Origin of the sequence: Mycoplasma sp. CSL7503-lung (assembly GCF_025515455.1) — a bacterium.
GTDB lineage: Bacteria > Bacillota_I > Bacilli_A > Mycoplasmatales > Metamycoplasmataceae > Mycoplasmopsis.
In genome coordinates, this window is sequence record NZ_JAOPHP010000001.1 from 51,182 (window position 1) to 73,619 (window position 22,438).

9 protein-coding genes are annotated in these 22,438 nt (G+C 25.0%); 7 read left to right on the forward strand and 2 right to left on the reverse strand.

The window, feature by feature from the left end; genetic code table 4:
* The first annotated feature begins 122 nt into the window (after positions 1 to 122).
* From N9R85_RS00220 to N9R85_RS00230, 3 genes are all read left to right on the forward strand, one after another.
* Positions 123 to 2,363 (forward strand): C1 family peptidase, encoded by a 2,241-nt coding sequence (locus N9R85_RS00220; RefSeq protein WP_262858076.1) that lies wholly within the window; start codon positions 123 to 125, stop codon positions 2,361 to 2,363.
* A 202-nt stretch (positions 2,364 to 2,565) separates the two neighbouring features.
* Positions 2,566 to 3,810, forward strand: a complete 1,245-nt coding sequence (locus N9R85_RS00225) for a DNA cytosine methyltransferase (protein WP_262858077.1) — start codon at positions 2,566 to 2,568, stop codon at positions 3,808 to 3,810.
* Positions 3,794 to 6,823 (forward strand): DUF262 domain-containing protein, encoded by a 3,030-nt coding sequence (locus N9R85_RS00230; protein ID WP_262858078.1) that lies wholly within the window; start codon positions 3,794 to 3,796, stop codon positions 6,821 to 6,823. Before N9R85_RS00225 ends, N9R85_RS00230 begins: the two co-directional genes overlap by 17 nt.
* Before the next feature lie 81 nt (positions 6,824 to 6,904).
* On the opposite strand, the gene N9R85_RS00235 is transcribed toward N9R85_RS00230, so the two are convergent.
* Positions 6,905 to 7,798 carry a hypothetical protein gene (locus N9R85_RS00235; RefSeq protein WP_262858079.1) on the reverse strand — a complete coding sequence of 298 codons (894 nt, stop codon included), beginning with the start codon at positions 7,796 to 7,798 and terminating at the stop codon, positions 6,905 to 6,907.
* Between the two features lie 202 nt (positions 7,799 to 8,000).
* Here N9R85_RS00235 and N9R85_RS00240 point away from each other — a divergent pair, with 202 nt between their 5' ends.
* Positions 8,001 to 12,827: a DUF4011 domain-containing protein gene (locus N9R85_RS00240; RefSeq protein ID WP_262858080.1), complete on the forward strand. Its 4,827-nt coding sequence runs from the start codon at positions 8,001 to 8,003 to the stop codon at positions 12,825 to 12,827.
* 90 nt (positions 12,828 to 12,917) lie between these two features.
* Here the strand turns inward: N9R85_RS00240 and N9R85_RS00245 are convergent, their stop codons facing one another.
* Positions 12,918 to 14,324 (reverse strand): DUF2179 domain-containing protein, encoded by a 1,407-nt coding sequence (locus N9R85_RS00245; RefSeq protein ID WP_262858081.1) that lies wholly within the window; start codon positions 14,322 to 14,324, stop codon positions 12,918 to 12,920.
* Positions 14,325 to 14,647: 323 nt separating this feature from the next.
* On the opposite strand from N9R85_RS00245, the gene N9R85_RS00250 reads away from it, so the two are divergent.
* The 3 genes from N9R85_RS00250 (at position 14,648) to N9R85_RS00260 (ending at position 22,420) form a co-directional block, all read left to right on the forward strand.
* Positions 14,648 to 17,929, forward strand: a complete 3,282-nt coding sequence (locus N9R85_RS00250; protein ID WP_262858082.1) for a discoidin domain-containing protein — start codon at positions 14,648 to 14,650, stop codon at positions 17,927 to 17,929.
* A complete protein-coding gene (locus N9R85_RS00255; RefSeq protein WP_262858083.1) occupies positions 17,930 to 19,366 on the forward strand; it encodes a hypothetical protein in 1,437 nt (478 codons plus the stop codon).
* Positions 19,367 to 19,504: 138 nt separating this feature from the next.
* Positions 19,505 to 22,420, forward strand: coding sequence for a glycoside hydrolase family 95 protein (locus N9R85_RS00260; RefSeq protein WP_262858084.1), 2,916 nt, complete (start codon positions 19,505 to 19,507; stop codon positions 22,418 to 22,420).
* The last annotated feature ends 18 nt before the right edge of the window (positions 22,421 to 22,438 follow it).

Sequence of the window (22,438 nt, forward strand, 5' to 3'; positions counted from 1 at the left end):
AAAATTAATTTTTAGCGGTTTTTTGTTGTTCTAAAATGCAACCAAATATACAATGTATCACAAATGAAAAATTATTCCTCTTTGTGATATACTTATCACAAAAATTAAATAAGAGGAAAATTATGAAAAAAAGACATTTTTTTAGTAGTATTCTGGTAGGCACTGGCGCTTTAACATCAAGCATTTCAGTAGCTACAACAAGTAATAACGAAAATAGTTTGCCAGCAAAATATGATGGTAGAGAAAAGGGCTATATTACACCAATTAGACATCAAGGACTTTTAAATTTATGTTGAGCTTATTCAACGATAGGAGTTAGCGAAATAAACATCATAAAAAAAGGATTATTTGTTTCGCCTGATACTCTTGATTTATCAGAAAAAAACTTGGCTTACAAAACTCTAAATAGAGGCGTAGGAGAAGATTCGCTTCATAATACTGATTTTGATAATAATTCTACTTTATTTTGAGATAAAAGCGGTTCATCACCTACGTACGCAGGATATTCTCTCTTGCAATGAAATAAATTGAGAAATGAAAGTGATGACGAATGAGAAAACATTGGTAATACCACTAACTTTATACTTAAAGATTTTATAAAAATCCCTGATAAAAACACCGTATCGAAAGAAAAAAGCATAGACGAAATTAAGATTGCAATTCAAAATTATGGTGCAGCTTCGTTCTCTTTTTCCGCTGTTGATGTACTAAGTAATAAAGGTTATAATTTTTATAACACAGAAGCTGATAAATATAAAAATTCTAGCCATATAACTCATGCAGCGACCATAACAGGTTGAGATGATACTATTTCAAAAGAAAAATTTAGTTCCGACACGACTCAAGACGGTGCTTGAATAGTTAAGAATTCATGAGGCACAAACTCGGGTGAAAATGGATACTTTTATTTATCGTATGATTCTAATATTTCTGAGCTATTCACGCTAGATTACACAAACAAATCAACTTATGAAAACAATTATTACTATGATGGTTCTTTCAAAGATATTTATGGTGATAATTTTAAAGAAGCTGCAGTAACCTTTCAAGCTAAAAAAGGTGATAAAAATCATAAAGAACAATTAAAGGCAATAAATATTGGTTTTGAAGGTTTAGATAGCGAAATAGAAATTAAAATATATAAAAAAACCGAAAATCCTAATCCTAGAAATTTAAAATTAGGTAGATTAGTTTATACTCAAAAAAAATATTTTCATAATGACGGTTTGAGAACTATTGATTTAAATGAATCTATTAACATAGAGCAAGGTGAATGATTTACTGTGGTTGCTAAAATAAATAACAATAAAAACGCATATGCTAAACTAAAATTCTCTGAAGAATTAAATACACAAAACGATTTTAGTTTCGTTAATCAAAATGGAGAATGAAAATCTAGCCAGAAAGTTTATAACGGTGCAACGGCCCGTATCAAGGTGTTCACTAATTCAGAATATATAAATAACTCATCCAACACCACAACCAAAGACCTTAAATACGCTAAAGTTAGTTTAAACAAATATGACTATCATTTAGGCCAAGAACACGGTGATGATTTTATAAACGTTGAATATAAGGGTAAAAAATTAATTTTAAATCAAGATTATAAACTTGAATACCAAGAAGTTTTAGATAAAGAAGGTGGATTTTACTATGATATAGCGAATTGTGGATATAATAAAGTTAAAATTATTGGTATAGGTGATTATTCAGGCGTGAATTATGCGTTTTTAACTATAAGAAAAGGTTTAGAACATAAATATAATCCATATAATTCAATAACAATCGCTAATGACATTAATGACGCTAGCGAAATTAAGTTAAAAAAAGGATGAACAATTTTAAATCCATCAAAATTAAATGAAGGTAATAATGTTGTTAATATCATATATAATGGAGATGATGAAAAATATTATAAAACCAATCAAACTAACTTAACTTTAATTCGTGAAAACTTAAACCAAGATCAAATTGATAGTCAAAAAGCAAAAAAACAAGAAAATTCCAAAGCTACAATTATTGAAAAAAATAACAAAAAAGAAGAAAATAAAAACAATACATCTTCAACCACGGAAGAAAATCAAGTTGATATTGAAAATTCTAATAATAATTCAAACGAATCGATGGAAAACCAAAGTTCTAATGCCAATTACAAAGAAAAAAACAAGAAAATTCCAAAGCAGAAAAAAAGTGAAAATAAACAACCTATAGCTTCTCAAAATAAATTTAATAAAAATAAAAAAGCCAAAAGTTTTATAAAAACAAAATTAGGAATTTTTACAATAATATCTAGTTCCATAGTCGCTCTTTTAAGTATTTTTATACCCATATATTATTTTTTAAGAAAGAAAAATAGAAAATAACGTGAACCCTTAAATTTAGCATTTTTATTTATAAATTTAATTTATGTGTATAATAATATAGGAAATATACATTATGAATAAAGAATTAATAGATATAAAAGCCAACCAATATATATATATATATATATATGAAATAGTCAAATTTCTAATACTTTCGAAAAAATAATAAAACCATATTTATGATAAATGTGGTTATTTTTTAATGCAAAAAAATAGAATTAAAGTATTAGAAACATTTTCAGGGATTGGCGCACAAAACAAAGCAATGAAGCAACTGAATAAAAAATACAATAAAAAAATATTTGAAATTAAAGCAATTGCTGATTGAGATGTTAGAGCTAATATAAGTTATGCTCAAATGCATCATAATTTAGAAAATAAATATTTAAAAATATTACAACAGCACAATTTAAATACAGAAGAGGAAATAAATTTCTTTTTAAATAAATACACGATTTCTTTAGATTCTAAAAAACCTTCAAAAATAACTCAAAAAGACTACGAATTTAAACAATATTTAGCAGCATCGATATTATTGACTAATAATCAAGTTGATATTACTAAATTGGATGCAAATATATTAGAAAAAGAAAAAATTGATTTAATAACATATTCTTTCCCTTGTCAAGGATTATCCGTTGCGAGCATGGGTAAAGCTAAAGGAATAAATAATGTCCAATCAACATCCAATTTAGTATGAGAAATTTATAGAATTTTAAACGAATCCAAAGAAAAGCCAAAATATTTAGTTATGGAAAACGTAAAAAATTTATTATCTCAAAAATTCATAAAAGAATACAAAGATTGAAAAAAAGTTTTGAAAAAATTAGGATATAAAACTTTTACTGCTATTATAAACGCTTTGGATTCAGGTTCAATACAAAAAAGAGAGCGTGTTTTTGCAATTTCAATTTCGAATGACCTAAAAAGCCCTTTTAAAAATGATCAAGAATTTAAAAAATATTTAGATAAAAAAATGGAAAAGAAAAAATTAAACATAAAAAATAGAGAAAAATATTTTAACAAAATTTTTGATTTTGAATTTAATGAAAAAAACGACGATTTTATAATCAATAACACTCCATCACGAGAAAGAATGATTCAATTGCAAATTGAAAAAAAGAAAGTTTTAAATAACTCTAAAAATTTTGTGATTGATACGGTAACAACAAAACAAGATAGAATACCAAATGTAGGTATTATTGAATATAAAAATAATAAAGACAATAAACTACCTTATAGATTCATTTCAACCAAAGAAGCCTATATGTTAATGGGATTTGAAGATAAGGATTTTGATAGTTTGAAAAATTTAATAAAAAAGAATATTTTAACTAAAGAATCGCTATACCGTCAAGCTGGTAATTCAATAGTTGTACAAGCTATAAAAAATATATTTGAAACAATTAAAGAAATAGAGGATTTAAACTATGAAAAAAATGACTAAAGAAGCTCAAAATATAATTAAAAATCAAGGTGTTGAACTTTGATCGATAAATACTGACATAGATAATTATTTTGACTTTTTAAGAAATAATGATGTTAAGAAATATTTAAATGATAACTTTTTAGTAAAAATACTAAATCACAAAAACTTATACGGAGAAAACAAAAATATAAATGGAGTTTATTCTCTAAACATAATTGATAAAGAAAGTGAAGTTAAAAAGCTCGCTCTTTATAAAGAGAATTTATCAATTAGTACATACAATCAAATCATAAATGTTTTATTAGGACTCAAAATTCTTGATTTATACAAAAATGATTCTTATAAATTCAATATCCACTTTAGCAAAATAATTCAAAGTAAAGAAAATTTAATCGATGGATTTAAAGAATATATTAAGTTTTATATCAAGACTTATTCTAAACCATATTTATTTGACGTAATAGATAATGCTATTCTCGAAGAAAAAACTTTATTTAATTCAAATGAAGATACGCAAGTAGTGAGAATGTTAACCAATATTTACGTTAAATTTGATTCAAAAGAATCTAATTTTATTGATTTCTTAAAACTAAAAGCGAAAAATATAAATTATTTTGAATACTTTTATAATGAGTACTTCAAACAATATGACGATATATTAATTTTGTTAAATGATAATTTATCTTCTTTCTACGAAGATTATGAAGTAAAAGATTATTCATGGGTTAAGAAAAAAGTAGAAGACTTTAAATCTTGAAGTGAAACTTATCGTTTAATGAAAGAATTAGATATCGAAAAGAACGCATTATCTAATTTAATCGAAAGAAATGCTAGAGAACAACTTTATAAAGAAGGTAAACCTATTTTTGCACACTTATTTAGTTTAGGTGAGATTTTAAATGATGGAACAAAATTCTACGTGCCTTCCTTCCAAAGAGTTTATATGTGAAACGGATATTTAGTAGAGGAATTAATAGAAAATATTTATTCAAGTTTACAAAACAAAAATAAAACAAATAAAGAACAATATGCATTCTTTAATAATATTATTTTATCTTTTTCACGTACTAATGTCGAAATATTGGATGGTCAACAAAGATTGATGACATTTATAATTTTATTGACTGTTTTATTGAAATTATCTTTAGTGTTTTTAGATGCATTCAGAGAAGAAGAATACATTTTAGATAACGAAGATTATCAAAATTTATTACTTTTCAGAGATTTTTATTATGATGTAGTTTACAAAAGACGTATTGATGAGTTAAAATCAAACCTTGAAACAGGTGATTCAGAAAACTTCGATACAATTCATAGTATATTAGGCGATTTTAATACAAGAGGCGATAATAATTATATAAACAACGCAATAGAGTTATCTAAAGTTATTAGTTCATATTTTTATAAATTAGACTTAAATGGTTTAAAAAGATTTTCGGAATTTGTAATTTTCACACTTAAAAATGTCAAATTTACTACAACTATTTTTACAGAAATTTATGATAATCCAACAGAAAAGATTAATATTTTCAAAAATATCAACTTGCATAGTAAAGAATTAAGTGTTTTAGATCTAGTTAAAAGTAGTTTAATCACTTATTTTGATAACTATAACTTGCAAAATAAAGATATAAGCATCGAAACAATAGTTAACTTAAATAAAAACATATTTGATAAATATTTTAGAAAAAACCAAAAAGAAACTAAAGATGCAGACATGAATCTTTTAGAATTATTTTATAATTCGATTTATGTTTCAAACAACTGATTTGCAGAAAAAAGAGTTATAGAAGATAAATTTAGCATTTCAAAAAACTCAATTATATATAATAAGTTTGAAGAATTAACATCTAAAATTAATTCAACTATAGAAGATGATAAATACGAAGAATTTTATTTAATTTTCTTCAAGAAAATAGTTTATTTTGAATTTGCAAGAACTGGACATTTAAACAATTTAGATAATATAGTAAATAAAACTCTTAATAACGGTTTAACAAAAGAACAAATAAAATGATTTAATGATTTTAAATCTACTTTGCTTGAATTTCCTGTTTTATCATATCAAATATACAATTTAACAAATGACGGAAACTCAAAAGTGTTTACACCTCTAATTTTTACAATTTTAAACAAATTTAATTTCTTTAATGCTCAAATAGAAGACATTAAAAAATACGTAACAAGAATTAGCAAATTAGTATACGAATTAGAACGTTTTGAATTCTTATGAAAAAACACAAATTTTGCCGGTGAATCTTTAGGTAAAAAAATAATTGAATTAAGTAAACTTTTCTTAGATAAAGGTCAATTGGACAACATAAAACAAATTGATGATATTGAATTTGAATCGAAATTAAAATTATTCAAAGAGGCTTTATTTAGTATTCACCCAGAACTTAAATCATCATTGTATATTAATCCTGAAACAGGTGAATATAGATCAAATGAAGTTCTTAGAGAAAAATTAAATGAAACATATAATAATCATAACTTAGAAAAAAGTGATCTTAAAATCAACAATAACGAAAGAAAAATATTACTAGCAAGAATTAATTCATTTATTTTAAATAACTATAATAAATTTGAAAATGAATTCACTTCTGTTAATAAATTTGATGATTTTAAAATAAATTATGGCTACGAGTCAATTATTAATAAAACTAACTTAGAATTAGACGATCCAAACGAAGAATATGATGATAAAGAAATAATGAATTACATTCATAAAATAGGTAATGGTTCTTTATTTAATGAAAAAACAATCAAAGCGTTTAATACAAAAAATTCTAAATCAAAAGAAACATATAAAGTTTCTGAAAATAACTTAATTTTATTTGGAGATAATTTTAAATTGGACAAAAATATATCATTGTCACAATTAAATACAAAAGATTTAGATGAATATGAATTACTACATAAAAAGATCAAAATTAATAGCTATGAAGCTAAAGAATATTTTGATAATATAAACAAAAGAAGTGATCAAATAATAAATATATTAATGGAATTATTCGGATATAAGGATTAAAAAGTCTTAATATCAAATATAAAAAATTAACATTTTTGAATGTTAATTTTTTATATTTATATTTACTTCAGAGAATGCTTTTTAGTTGTTTTCTTCAACAACTGGTCCATTTAACATCGACTTTAATGTATCCATTATTTTCATTTGAAGTAAATCATCATTTTCATTGTTTTTTATTTCAGAATTTAGTTTATCTATATTTTCTTTTAATTTTTTAGATCATTCATTTTGGTCTATATTCATTTTTTGTTCTTTAAAAGCAATATCATATAATTCTTTTAAGGTTTTTAAATAAATTAAATTATAAATAGAAATTAGTTTTTGATTTTTACTATCATCAAAAATCACTTTTAAATATTCATTATTTTGTGTGTCTTGTTCTTTAATTATTTTCGATATTTCATCAGACAGTTTTAATAATTCTTCAATTGCGTTATTCATCATTTTTTCAATTTCAGAAGCGTTATATTTAGAGTTAGATAAATCAATTGTAAAATCTTTTATTAATTTTTGAATCTTTTCTTTGAATTCATTTTCTTTTGATTCATCAATAATATTTTTTTCTCTTCATCAATTATTTAATGTTTCTGTTATATATTTGCTACTAAAACCATTGAATAATCCTAAAATTTCATCATTGTATTTTTTTCTTAATCAATACAAGTCGGTTTCATCAAATTCGTTTTTTGGTTCATCTTTATTTTTCGTATTTGAATTATTTTCTTCTTTTGGTTCTTTATTTTCTTTGGTTTTTTCTTCTTTTAAAGTTTGATTTATTTTATTATCAATATTTTCAGATATATTATTAGAAGTTATAACAACATTTTCTTTATTTGTTTTTTTGTTAGGTTCTTTTTGATTATTCATTTTATTGTTGTCATATTTTGATTGATTACTTGCACAACTAAATACCATTAAACTTAATAAAGGTAATGATCCTATAATAAATAATAATTTGGCCATTTTTCTTTTCATTTTTAATACCTCTCTTAAAAATTTAGAATATTATAGCACAATCATTTTTTTAAAAAATAAAAATTAATTAGATCATAAATAATGAAATTAATACTTTTTATCATCTAATTATTCGTTTTAATTTTTTAGATAAAAATAAAGTAATATAATTAAAATATATTTTAATTATTGTAACATTATCATTCGAATAAGGAAGGAAAAAATGAATAATAAAATACTAGAAAATTTGAAAATTTGAAAAAAATCTTTATTAGATCTAACTTTAAGAAATAAAGCATTAAATTTCAATATTTTTTCGGAAAAAAATAAAATCGGAATACCATTTATAGCTCCGAACTTAAATATATTTTTAAATGAAACTACAAACTATAAAAACGTGGATATCGAAAACTTAGATACTAAAAAAATGAATTTAAGTTCTACGGATGCAAAAGTAGATTTAGACACATTATTAAAACATAATATTAATGTAAATAATAAAAAATCTATTTATTCTAGTGTAAACGGAAAAGAACAAAGTGATAGATTAAAAAAACTTTATAAAAACTACATTTCGTTTCAAGAAGAGTTTGCTATCAACACATTATTTGTTTCGGTTGGTTATTTAAAATGATTTGAAAATCCAGAAGATGATCAAGAACATTTTGCTCCCTTAATGTTAATTTCAGCAAATTTAAAAGAAGAAAACAAAAATAAACAAAGAATTTATCAGCTTAATTTTGATGATGAATCAATATTACAACCTAACGAAACACTTTTACAAAAATTAGAAACTACATACAAGATAAAAATAGATGTTTCTGTTTTAGATAATGAATTAGATAATTACTCAAAATATCTAAAATTCAAAGAATTAATTTCTTCTAAATTCAACGATCCTAGATGAGAAATTATTGATGAATTATATTTATCCGTTTTTAACTTTAGTAAAATAAACATGCATAAGGATTTAGAAGAAAACGAAGATAAAATAGTGTTGAATAATTTTATAAAATCTATTTCCGGAGATGATGAAAATAAAGAATTCGAAAAAATAGACGAAACTAATATAGAAGAAAAATTTAAAAGCAATGAGCTGTATCATGTTCTAGATGCCGATTCATCCCAAGAAATTGCTATACAAAAGGCTATTCAAGGTCAAAGTTTTATTTTACAAGGTCCACCAGGAACAGGAAAATCACATACAATAACTAATATAATTAGTGAATTACTTGCAAGAGAGAAAAAGATACTTTTTGTTTCTGAGAAAAAAGCTGCTTTAGACGTTGTTTATAACAACTTAAAGAAAATAGGGTTAGAATCATATTCGATCCCGATCCATAATGAAGATTTAGATAAAAAAGTAATCTTAAACGAACTATACAAATCACTTGAAAAAGGCAATAAAAACATTAATATAATTAATTCTCAAATTGAAAATATTATTACTAAATATAGTAATTCATCTAATTTTTTAAATAATTACGGTAAAGAACTCCTTTTACAAAGAGAACCTATTAAAATGAATTTATATCATATGATTTCTAATTATTATAATTTAGAAAAATATGATGATGTATATTTTAAAATCGATAATTTTAATAATTTAAAACTAGAGCAAGTAGAAAAAATCTCAAATTTACTAATTGAATTTGAAGAAAGAATGAATTTTTTTGATAAAAACCCTTCTATTAATTCATGATGAGGGCTTAAATGAAATTCATATAGTGAGCTGGAAAAAGAAGAAATATTATCACTAATATATAACATTAATTCAAAAATTTCAAATATAGATAATTTATTAATTCAAGAACACAAAGACTTTACTTTTAATAAAGAAAAATTTGGTTTTAATATTGAAATAATTACAAACATTTTTAAAAGAATAATTGATTTTAAGAATAAATATCAGTCAAAAATAGATATAAATGCTTTTAATAAAGAATTAGATTTTGAAATTGATTTATATCAAAAAATGTATGAAGAATCTTCAAAAATTGATATTTTAAAAAACAAATTATATAATTTATACAATTTAGAAAAAATTGATTTATTTGATTTTAATAAAATTAGAAATATTTATTTAGAAAACAAAAATAAATTTTTTAAATTTTTAAATTCTAAATGAAGATCTACAATTAAAGATATAAATAGTTTTTCAAAAGAGTCAAAAGCTAATTTAGAATTATTTGAAGGTAATATTGACTATATTATTGAGTATAAAGATAGAAAAAAATTAATTGAAGAATATATAGATAAGCTAAATTATAAAATCAGTGATTATAAAACCGATAATATAAAACAAACCTTAGATATGCTGATATTAATTTCTTTTATTAAAGAACAAGAAAAAATTAGTAATTTCAGAATTAATATTCAAAACTTTATAATGTTAGTGAATAATGATTCTGGTTATATTAGAAATTTAAATGCATGAATAATTGATAATGATCAATGAATACAAAATATTAATTCATTACAAAGTTTATTTAAATCAGATATTTTAAACCTTAAAAATTTAAATAAAATGGATTTAGAATTGAAATTAAATAAACTAATTTCAGATCAATCATATATACGTTCTATTACAGAATTAAATAATAATATTATTGAATTAAAAAATAATTATTTATATGACTTCATTGATAGAATTTTTGAATTAAAAAATTCAGAAAATTACAAAGAAATGTTTTTAAAAAGGCTATATAAACTGCTAATAGATTATCATTTAAATCAAATTAATGATTCTTATAAATTTACAAATACTACTTTAGAAATAAATAAAAACGAATTTTCATTAATAGATGAAGAAATTAAAAAAATAGCAAAAATAAAAATAGATGCAAAATTATTGAATCAAATCCCTTCTATGGAAGGTATTGGTGCTTCAAATCCAGAGATAAAAATTTTAAAAGCTGAGGCTAATAAATCTCGTAGAATTATGCCTTTTAGAAAACTATTTCAAAAAATACCAAATTTATTATTACAACTAAAACCATGTTTAATGATGTCTCCATTATCAGTAAGTAAGTATTTAAGTGGGACTGATATAAACTTTGATGTAGTTATTTTTGACGAAGCTTCACAAGTTAGACCAGAAAATGCTATAGGTGCAATTTATCGTTCTAAACAACTTATAATCGTCGGAGATAACGAACAACTACCACCAACAAGTTTCTTCGATTCACTAAATGATAACGAAGAGATTCAAGATGAATATGAAGATGAAAACGATATTTCAATTAAAGGTTTTGATTCGATTTTAGAACTATCAAATATAGCGCTCCCAACTATTAAATTAAGATGACATTATCGTTCAGAATTTGATCAACTAATTTACCCTTCAAATTACGAAATATATGATAATTTAGTAACCTTCCCTGCAAGCAGAATGCCTGGACGTTTTGAGGCTATTCAGTTCCAAAAAGTAAACGGTATTTTTGATAACGGTATTAACAAAACTGAAGCTGAAGAAGTTATTAATATTCTTGAACAAATAATGAAGAAAAAAGAAAAAAATATATCTATAGGCATAGTAACATTCAATATCAAACAGCAAATGTATATAGAAACATTAGTTGAAAAATTTAGAGATAAACACCCAGAATACGAAGAATTTTTTGACAGAAAATCAAAAGAACCTTTATTTATAAAAAACATAGAAACAGTGCAAGGTGATGAACGTGATATTATAATTATTAGTAGTGTATACGGTAAAGATATTAAAGGAAATGTTTCAATGCGTTTTGGTCCGATTAATCATAATAACGGTTATAAACGTTTAAATGTTGCCTTTACAAGAGCTAAAAAAGGTGTAGTTCTTGTTTCATCATTATCTTGAACTGATATAGATTTAGAAAGAGCTAGTTCGCGTGGAATAAAATTCTTTAAAGATTATTTAAAAATTGCAGAATTTGGAATTAATAACGAGATAATTCATTTAGAAAATGATATTAATAAATCCGGATTTGAAGATGAACTATATAACGAATTAACTAAACAAGGCTTTAAAATAAAAAGACATATTGGTAATTCTGATTTCAAAGTGGATCTAGCCGTATTAGATCCGAATAATGAAAATAATTACTTATTAGGTATTGAAATTGACGCGGCATCATATAATTGAGCAAAAACAACACGCGATAGAGATAAACTAAGACAAGAAATTTTAAAAAATAGAGGATGAAGTGTATATCGCGTTTGAAGTATCGATTGATTCAGAAACAAAAGTCAACAACTTCAAAAACTTCTAGATGCTATTGAGTTGGCAATAAAATCAAATCAAGCCAAAAACGAAAAAATAGACGAAGTTGTTGTAGATAAACTAAACATCATAAGTGAAGATTATGATGAAATGAATGAAGAAATAGTTGTCGAAGAAAATTCAAAAATAAATAACATTAATCAAAATATAGATAAAAACTATGATACTATAAATCAATATTTTGTCGTTGAAGAAAGAGAACCTGAAGAAATAGAATTTAATATTTGGCCAAACTTAGACTTCAATACAATAAATAATATGCTTTACGAACTTTTTGAAGGTGATAAAGAATTATTATATAAAACACTACTAAAACAATATAAGATAATGCACGAAAAACAATTGCAAAACATATTTAAATATTCATTCAACACATCTACTTTTACCAAAAGAATAAGACAAGTATATGATGCAGTTATAAAAAGGTTTAGAAACGAAGGTTTTATCAGAATAGAAAAAGGGTACGATGATACCGAAGATAATAATTTCATTATTCTCAATGAAGTTGATCCAAAAGAAATAATATTCTATGGATATAACGAAGAAAACAAGAGAAAATCAAACGAAATAAGTGTATATGAATACAAAGATATAATATTAAAAATATTAAAACAAATACATTTTATAGATCGCGGATCTTTACATAAAAAACTATTAGAATATATCGGTTATAAATCTACCAATCTTCAAACTTCCAGAATTTTCAATTATGTTTTAGAAAAAATGATTAACGAAAATCTCATAAAATTTAATGAAGATGCAAACGTTTATAGTTTAAATGAATAAAAAATAATAAAATATGTAAAATTTCTTAAAAAGAAATATAAAAATGCACAATATTAAGTTGTGCATTTTATTTTTTAATATTTTATATTTCTAGAATTTATTTTTTGGTAAATATATGTAACCATCAATACTTCTAACATCTGTTATAGAAATGAAGGCATCTTCATCAACCTTACGAACATCATTTATTATTCTATTTACTTGTCTAAATAATGTAATAGATGTAATAACATAATATCCACTTGAACTATATCCACCTTTAGCTTTAAATTTAGTAAATCCAGAAACAATTTTCTTATCTGATGAAATAACATTTGCAATTTGATTATGTTTTTTCATTGAATAAATTTCGACTTTAACTAACTTAAATTTTGGATATAGTTTATTTAAAACTGCAATGTATACTACATTAGTTAATATTGTAGCAACAAAATTAGGAGATAAGTATAACTCAAATTTTCAAGCCTTAGAAGTAATATCCTTAATCAATTCTGGGTTAGTTGAATTTGCATTAGCTTGGTCTAATAAAATAGAACCAGGTAATCACGAACCTAATAAAACACCAATTATTACAATAATTATATTCATATATCCTGAAATTGAACCGAATGATTTTTGTTTTTCATTAGCATATCATTCACCTATAATCCCTGTCACTCCAGCTGTTCCACCAATTATTTGAATAATAGCAAAAACTCAAGCAAGTAAGAAACCATATACCGACGCTGAAATAAATAAAGCAATTATATTACCACCATCGTTTCATAAAAGAGGAATAATAGAACTTAAAGACTCTTTATAACCTCCGTCTATGCTTTTAAAAACTTCTTTAATTCTTGGGTTAGAAAAATCACCTATTAAAGAAAAATTAGAGCCGGGAATAATACCTATCGAGAATGATATTATTGATGAAACAACTAAGAAAATAACTGTTAAATGTCCAAATACTTTTCCTATTTTTTTGTATCCAAAAATAAATATAGGAATACTTAAAATAATATAAGCAATTCAAAATACAAATTGTTCGATTAAATTTCTTGTTATTACACTAATTCCTGAATCTGGTTTAAAAAACACAACTATCAATCTTGCTAATGATTGACCAACTGCAGCAAGACCAAAATTATATATACCTACATTTTTAACCAAGAAAACACTTATCACACCGAAAAAAATAGCTGTAATTACGGTGATTAAGATTAATTTTCACATAGGCATTATAGAATATAATCTATTTAATTTAAGACCAAAATTAGACATTTTGGTTCTATTATAAATAGTATTTTTCTTAACCAATCTATTTCTGATTTGTTCTCCAGTGAATAAAACATCAGCAATATCTTGATCAAAATTATTACCTGTTATCTTATTTATTAATGATTGCGAATCATTAGAATATTGTTCAATTATATTTTCGTCTAAAATACATTCTTTTTCACTTTGGTCTATATCAAGATCAACTTTTTTTTGATTCTTATCATCTAAATTATTATCCATTTTTAAATACCTCCCTATTATTAATTTTAAAAATAAAAATGTAAACTAGTTACATTATTGTTATATTTTTTATTATACTATTATTTTATATAATAGACTACAAAATTGGTTAAAAAACCACATTTTATATAATTCACATATTATATCATATTTTTATTAAAAAGAAGTTTAAAAATATTAAATACAATTGCTATATTAATGACTTTGTTTCCTTTAAAATAATGTTGATATGGTTAAACCATATAAAAATAATATATAAAGGTTAATTAGAGGTTAATAAAAATGTTAAAAATAATATTAAAAAAATTATTTCTCTAGGAATAATGAGCGCAGGAGTAGTTAGCTCTGCATCATTAATTTTAGCGAACTCAAACCAAAATAAAAATGAAAGTAAAAAGACAATTGTTAAAGTTGATAAATTATACGCAGAAAATAATTCTACAACCGTAGAAGATTTAAGTCCAACTGACGAAGAACAAGAAAACCTAATCGTTGATGGCTCAACCGCAATAGCTTCTTCACAGGAAAACAATAACCCTGCTCAAAATGCCATAGATGCAGCTAAAGCAACAACAAGATGAGCATCAAATCCAGGTTCTAACCCACAACATTTAGATGTTAAATTGAAAAATGCAAGTACAATTTCATCATTTAATTTATTGTTTGAAAGAGATAATGTTAGAGAATTTAAAATTTTTGCTACTAACGAAGAAAATACAAATAATATAGAAAACGATAATAACTTAATTTATCATTATAATGTAGACGCAAATAATAGACAAAATGTTTTTAAAACAAACTTTACTAAAACAGTTAAAAACGCAAAAAATATTAGAATTAAAGTTTTAAAATACGATCCAGATGGTAGAACAATACATTCCGGGGCAGGATGACAAAATGTTTCAATACAAAATTTTGAATTATACAAAAGACCTATCGATGATTTCGGACCAACAAATCAACAACAACCTAATTTAATCAAAAATAATGCAACTGCTACTTCACCAGATAATGAAGGAGCAGGTCATACACCTGATAAAGTAGTTGATTCAAACGATCAAACAAGATGAGCCACAAACAGATCGGACAACGGTGTTGCGAGATATATAGATATTTCATTAACAGAACCTAAAAGTATATCTTCATTTAGATTGCTTTTAGAACGTGCTAATGTTCGGCAATTTCAAATATTTGCTACTTCAGCGTCAGATACAAATAATATAGAAAATAACGATAATAAAGTATATGAATATAACGCTGAAGGAGACAACAGAAAAAAAGAAATTATACAAAACTTTACTAAAACAGTTAAAAACGCAAAAAATATTAGAATTAAATTTACTAATTATGATGCACAAGGGGTTGTGAATAAAACAAATTGAAGAAATATATCTGTTTTTAGTTTTGAAGCGTACAAAAAATTCATAGATTTAGATTCAGAAAGACAATATCCCGCAGATCTTATAAGTGATACAAACCCTAACGATACAACAGCTACAAGTGAAGTTCAAGAAAATAGATTGAAAAATCAAGCTGTTGTTGCTAGCGCATTAGAAAATAATACATTAACAGCTAATAAAGCAGTCGATGGAAATAGAGATAAACCATCTAGATGAGGTACACCAAGAGTTAATAATGGTGATAATAATTTTACTCCACCAACAAGAACATTAACTATTAATTTATACGGAGGTAAAACACTATCATCATTCAACGTTTTATTTGAACGCGACAATATTTCTGAATTCGAAATTTATGCATCTTCAAAAGCAATGGATGCAAATATTGAAAATGAATCAAATAAAGTTTATTCATACAATGTAAACAACAAGTTAAATGATCGTAAAAAAGAAATTACTGCTAACTTTACAAAACCAGTAATTAATGCAAGAACATTAAGACTTAAAATTAAAAATTATCAAGCAAACGGAAAATCTGATAATGACGGTTGAAGAAGTGCTGCTGTAATTGAATTTGAAGCTTATAAAAAACAAATTGATTTTAATTCTGGATTCTATAGAGTACAATCAACATTGGAAAATTGACAACCTACATTAAATGCTGAAAAAACTAAATTAGTATTACCGGAAGGTTTAGACAATTCAAAATTAAAATTATTTGCCGACTACGAACAAGTTATTGATGAACAATACAATGTTTATCAACCATTAACTGATAAAAGAGTCGTTCTTGATTTAAACTATAAAGACGGTGGTAGAGAATTTACAAAAACATATAATTTTGTAGTTCCAGGTAAACATACACAAACTGAAGATAAAAACCAAAAACCGAAAGTTGCTGTTGAGATCTCAGAATGATACTCAGACAGTAACGAGAAACTCGCTTTAAACGAGGATTTAAAAGTATACTTCAAAGGTGAAATAAATGATAAAATTGATGCGGTCTTTAAGGAATTAAAAGAGGATTACAAAGAATTATTCGGAAAAGACTTGCAAATATTAAAAACAGATTCAAATGTTACCGAAGGAAATATTTTATTCGACTTATCAGAAAGTAAAATTGGTGGTTTCGATAACGAAACATATTCAATGAATATAAATGATAAAGTTACAATTAAAGCTACAGATGCTGTTGGTGCATATTGAGCAACACGTACATTATTACAAATGATAAAATTAGACCCTGAGCAAAAACTTGTTAAAGGAGAAATGAAAGATTATCCAAAATTCAAGAAAAGAGGTATGTCATTTGACGTAGGTAGAAAAGCAGTTTCTATGGGTCTTTTAAAAGATATTGTTAAACAAATGTCATGATATAAAATGAATGATTTCCAAGTTCATTTAACAGATAACTTAATTTTCTTAGAAGATTATTATGATCAAGCAAAAGGTTCAAACAACGCTCTTAAAGCATATTCTGGTTGAAGACTTGAATCAAGCCATAAAAATGATGAAGGTGTTACATTACATAACCAAGACTATCATTATACAAAAGCTGAATTTAAAAACTTTATTGATCAAAGTAGATTATTAGGTGTTGAAATTGTTCCAGAATTAGACTTTCCAGCTCATGCAATAGCATTTACTAAATTACATCCAGAATTAGCAGTTCAAGGATATTCACAATTTGGTGGTGGAAAAAGATCCCTTGCTGACCATATTGACATTAGAAAACCAGAGGCAGTAAAATTAATTAAAGAAATCCTAGATGAATATGTTAATGAAGGTGGAATTTTTGATAAAACAACTGGAACTAATGTCCATATTGGTGCTGATGAATTCTTCTCTGATCATGACGCTTACTATAGATTTGTAAACGATATGTTCTGGTACTTTAAAGAAAAAGAAGTTCAAGTTCGTATTTGAGGAAGTTTTAAATGATTTAAATCAAATACCGAAAAAATCGATGAAGATTTAAAAGAAAATGTAATTATGAATATTTGAAGTTTACAATGAGCAGATCCTATTCAAATGTATAAAGAAGGATATTCATTAATTCACACATTAGACCAACCAACTTATATAGTTCCTAATGGAAATGGTCGCCAAGGTGCATACCAAGATAGATTTAATGTTGGTTCAATTTATAACGGATATGAAGCTAATGTAATTGGAGGAAATAGAATACCTGCAGGGTCAAAATAAATGCTAGGTGGTTCGTTTGCTGTTTGAGGTGACTCAATTATTGATACTCACCATACAGGTCTTACTGAATATGATGAATTCTTGAGAATAAAAGAAATGATTCCGTATTTTGCAACAAGAGTTTGAGGAATTGGGGACGGTTTAGATCAAAACTTTAACGATTATACAAATAACGTAGTAAATAAATTAAATTTAGCTCCCGGAATTAATCCAGGTCATGAATTTACATTAAAAGATTATGATAAACAATTATTTAATTTTGATTTATCAGGTAAAAATGATAATGAAAAATTATTATCTAAATCTGGTGATGCAGTAAAAATGGAATTAGGAGAAAACACATCATTAAAAGAAGATTTAGTTGGGGAAGATATCACAACCGCTATTGAACTTAAAGGTGGTAATTCACAAGTTAAATTAGGATATGGTAAATTACCATTTAATACAAAAATAACCTTCAAAATTAAACGTGAAGAAGTGGATCAACCTGAAGAAATATTATTCTACGCTCCAACTGCATATGGTCAATTAGCAATTAAAACCAAGCAAAAAGATACAAATAAATTTGGATTTAGTCAGGAATTAAATGATTACTCATTTGATTATGAATTGCCAATTGGTGAGTGACACGAAATTAGTTTAGTAACAGTTCCAAATAATAGAATGGTAGGAATTGTAAAATTATTTGTTGATGGCGTTGAAGTAGGTGGAGTACCGGTTGGTACAAATTATGTATTCAAAAACGGTAGACAACATACATTTAATGGGGCTTCAAGTTTATTTATTCCTATGGAATACTTAGGTTCTAATGAAAATTCATTCAAAGGTTTAATCAAAGATCTTAGACATGATAAAGATTTCACTATTAATAAAGTAGAAAAAGATGCATTAGAACAACCGGAAGTTTCATTAAAAAATACTGTTGATTGAAATAATTTTGACGCAAAATATTTACAAATACCTTCTAACGAAGAATATGACTACCAAATTGAATTGTCAAAAGTAGACAAAGAAAATAAAATAGTTATCGGTAAAGTTATTATTAACAAAAAATCAAATCCTGAAATTAAAGTATCTAAGAACTTTATTTTGGATAATAGCACAGTAACCAAAGTTCAACCCGACGAAAATAATAATAAACCAGAAGAACCAAATACAACAACTGAAGAAAACTCAAGTGGTGAAGCAAACAACTCAACTAATTCAGATGCAACAACTGAAGAAAACTCAAGTAGTGAAGCAAACAACTCAACTAATTCAGATGCAACAACAGATTCAAATAAACAAAATCCAAATAACAACGAAATAAATTCAAATTCAAATAAAAAATCTAAAAATACAATAGGAATGATTGTAACAGGCGTTACAATAGCAACTATTATGTTATTTTTAGGATCATTATTAATATTCCTAAAAAGAAGAAAAAAATCTAAATAATTAAAAAACAACACTTTTTATTGTGTTGTTTTTTAACGTTAAAATTCATTGAGTTTTATGAATAAAAAAACCATAATAAATTACAAAATAACTAAAATGTTAATATTATATTATTAAAAATAAAATATAAGGAGCATAATGAAATTAAAAAAAATATTAGTACCGTTATTAACTTCTATGGTATCAATCCCTGGTTTTTTATCAATCTCAACTCAAATAAATAATAATTCGAATGATCAAATAATAACCAACGAAGAATTAGAATTAAAATATAATGAAATAATATCTAATTTTAGTCGTGATAATTGAATGAATAATGGATTAGGAATTGGGAACGGCGATCAAGGAGCAACCATTTTTGGTGGCGTACGTAATGAAAGAATACAATTAAATGAAAAAACAATTTGAACCGGTGGTCCAAAGGCAAACGAAGAAAATAACGGTGGTAATACACCGATTACTACAGAAAATAATAAACATCATTTTGAATATTTAGATCAAATAAGAAAATTGCTATCAGAAGACAAAATTGATGAAGCAAAACAAATTGCTAACTCCAAATTTATTGGTCCACGTAATCGTTTATATGGAAAATATATTTCTATGGCTAACGTAGATATCACAGAGAGAAATACTTTTAACCAAAGCGATGTTACGGACTACTCAAAATCATTAAATATTTCTAAATCACTTACTACAGTATCTTATAAAGCTGACGAAACAGAATATACTAGGGAGTATTTTGCTAGTTATCCCGATGATGTTATTGTAATTTCGATGAGCGCAAAAGGAAAAAATAGACTTAACTTCGATTTAGACTTATCTGGGACAAATAATAACGAACAATTAAAACAATATACCAAAAATGTTGATTTAGAAAAGAGAGAGATTAGTTTAGATGGTATAGTTAAAGATAATGGTTTAAAATTCGCAAGTGTTTTAAGAATTAAAGAAATAGAAGGTGAAAATAACTCAATTACAAAAGAAGGAAATAAACTAAGAATTTCAAATGCATCAAAAGTTTATTTCGTTATTCAATCAAAAAGTGATTATGAATTAAAATTCCCAACATATAGAAAAGAAAACTTTAATCCTTTAAACTATATAAAAAATAATTTAGACAATTTAAATAAAACATACGAACAAATAAAATCTGACCATATTCAAGATTATAAATCACTCTTTGATCGCGTTAATTTAAATATAGCTAAAAAACCAAAATATAAAAACTTAAAAGATCTTATCGATAAATACCGTAATAATACTTTAGATAGAAATTCAAAAAATTATCTTGAACAACTATTATTTCAATTCGGTAGATATTTAGCAATTTCTGCAAGCAGACCACACAAAGATTATAAAAGTTTACCAACAAACCTTCAAGGTATTTGAAACATGGATGATGCACCTGCTTGAAATAGTGATTACCACTTAAATGTTAATTTACAGATGAACTATTGAGCATCATTAATGACTAATTTGTCAGAAACAATAATTCCTTTATTAGACTATATTGATGATTTACGTCTAGGAGGAAGATTAGCCGCTAGAGAATATTCAAATATTGTTTCTGATAATAACAACCCTGCAAACGGTTGATTGGCACATACTCAAGCTACACCTTTTGGTTTTAGTGCCCCTGGTTGAGAATTTAACTGAGGTTGATCTCCTGCATCTAATGCTTGAATAGTTCATGAAATATACAACCATTTTGAATATACTTTAGATGAAAAATTATTTGTTGAACGCATATTTCCTCTCTTGGAAGAAACTGTCAAATTTTGAGATCAATATTTATATTACGATCAAAAAACAGATAGATGAGTTTCAGCTCCATCATTTTCTCCAGAACACGGTACCGTCTCTTTAGGGAACACATACGATCAATCATTAGTTGCTCAATTATTTATTGATTACATTAATGCAACAAATTATTTATCAAAAAATAATTTAGGTCAATTTGATACAGAATTAGTCAAATCCATCAAGGATAAACAACCAAAATTAAAACCTTTAAATATTGGTGATGATGGACAAATTAAAGAATGATACGAAGAAGGTAAATACAACAGATACAAAGATGGTAGAATTATTTCAAACGATAATAGACACCGCCACACAAGTCAATTAATAGGACTATTCCCTGGAAATATTTTTGAAAAAGAAGAAGATATTCAAGCTGCCAAAAAAACTTTAGAATTACGTGGTAATTTTGGAGCAGGTTGAGGTAAAGCTAATAAAATTAATTTATGAGCTAACTTATATGAAGGTAATAATGCGCACTCTGTTCTTGAAGATATGTTTACCCAAAATAATATAATGAATAATTTATGAGATAATATTAGGGAAGGTGCAAATGCTTTTCAAATTGAAGCAAACTTCGGAATAGTTAGCGGTATTGCACAAATGCTTTTACAATCTAATAAAGAATATATCAAATTACTACCGGCTCTACCAGACGCTTATAACGATGGTAATGTGAGTGGATTACTTGCAAGAGGTAACTTCACAGTTGATCTAGATTGAAAAAATAAAAATTTAAAATATACAAAAATTAAATCTAATGTTGGCGGAGATTTAAAACTTGAATATAAAAATATAGCTTTTAAATCAATTTATTTAAATGGTGAAAAAGTTTCACTAAAACCTAGTGAAAGCAACAAAATAGTAATTAAAACAAACAAAGATGATATAGTTGAAATTGCTGATTCATTTTCAGATATCAAAAAAGGTAGAACCTACAATCCAGAATATAAAAATTCTCAAATTTCTACAAATGTTGAAACTAATAATAATGAAATTTCAAAAAATAAAAAAGTAGAAGAAACCGTTGATTATTTAAATAAAATAACAAAAAGTAATATTCAAAATAGCGAAAAAGCAAATAACGCTAAAACAATTGAAGAAAAAACAGAAAACAACGAACCAAAAACAACTACTAACCCTACAAAAAGTGCAAGTAACCAACAATTTAAAATATTAGGTGGTTTAATAGTTGTTATAGGTATAATAACTGCTATTATATTGTTTAAAAACAAAAAAAAGAAACAATAATTTAAAAATGACACAATA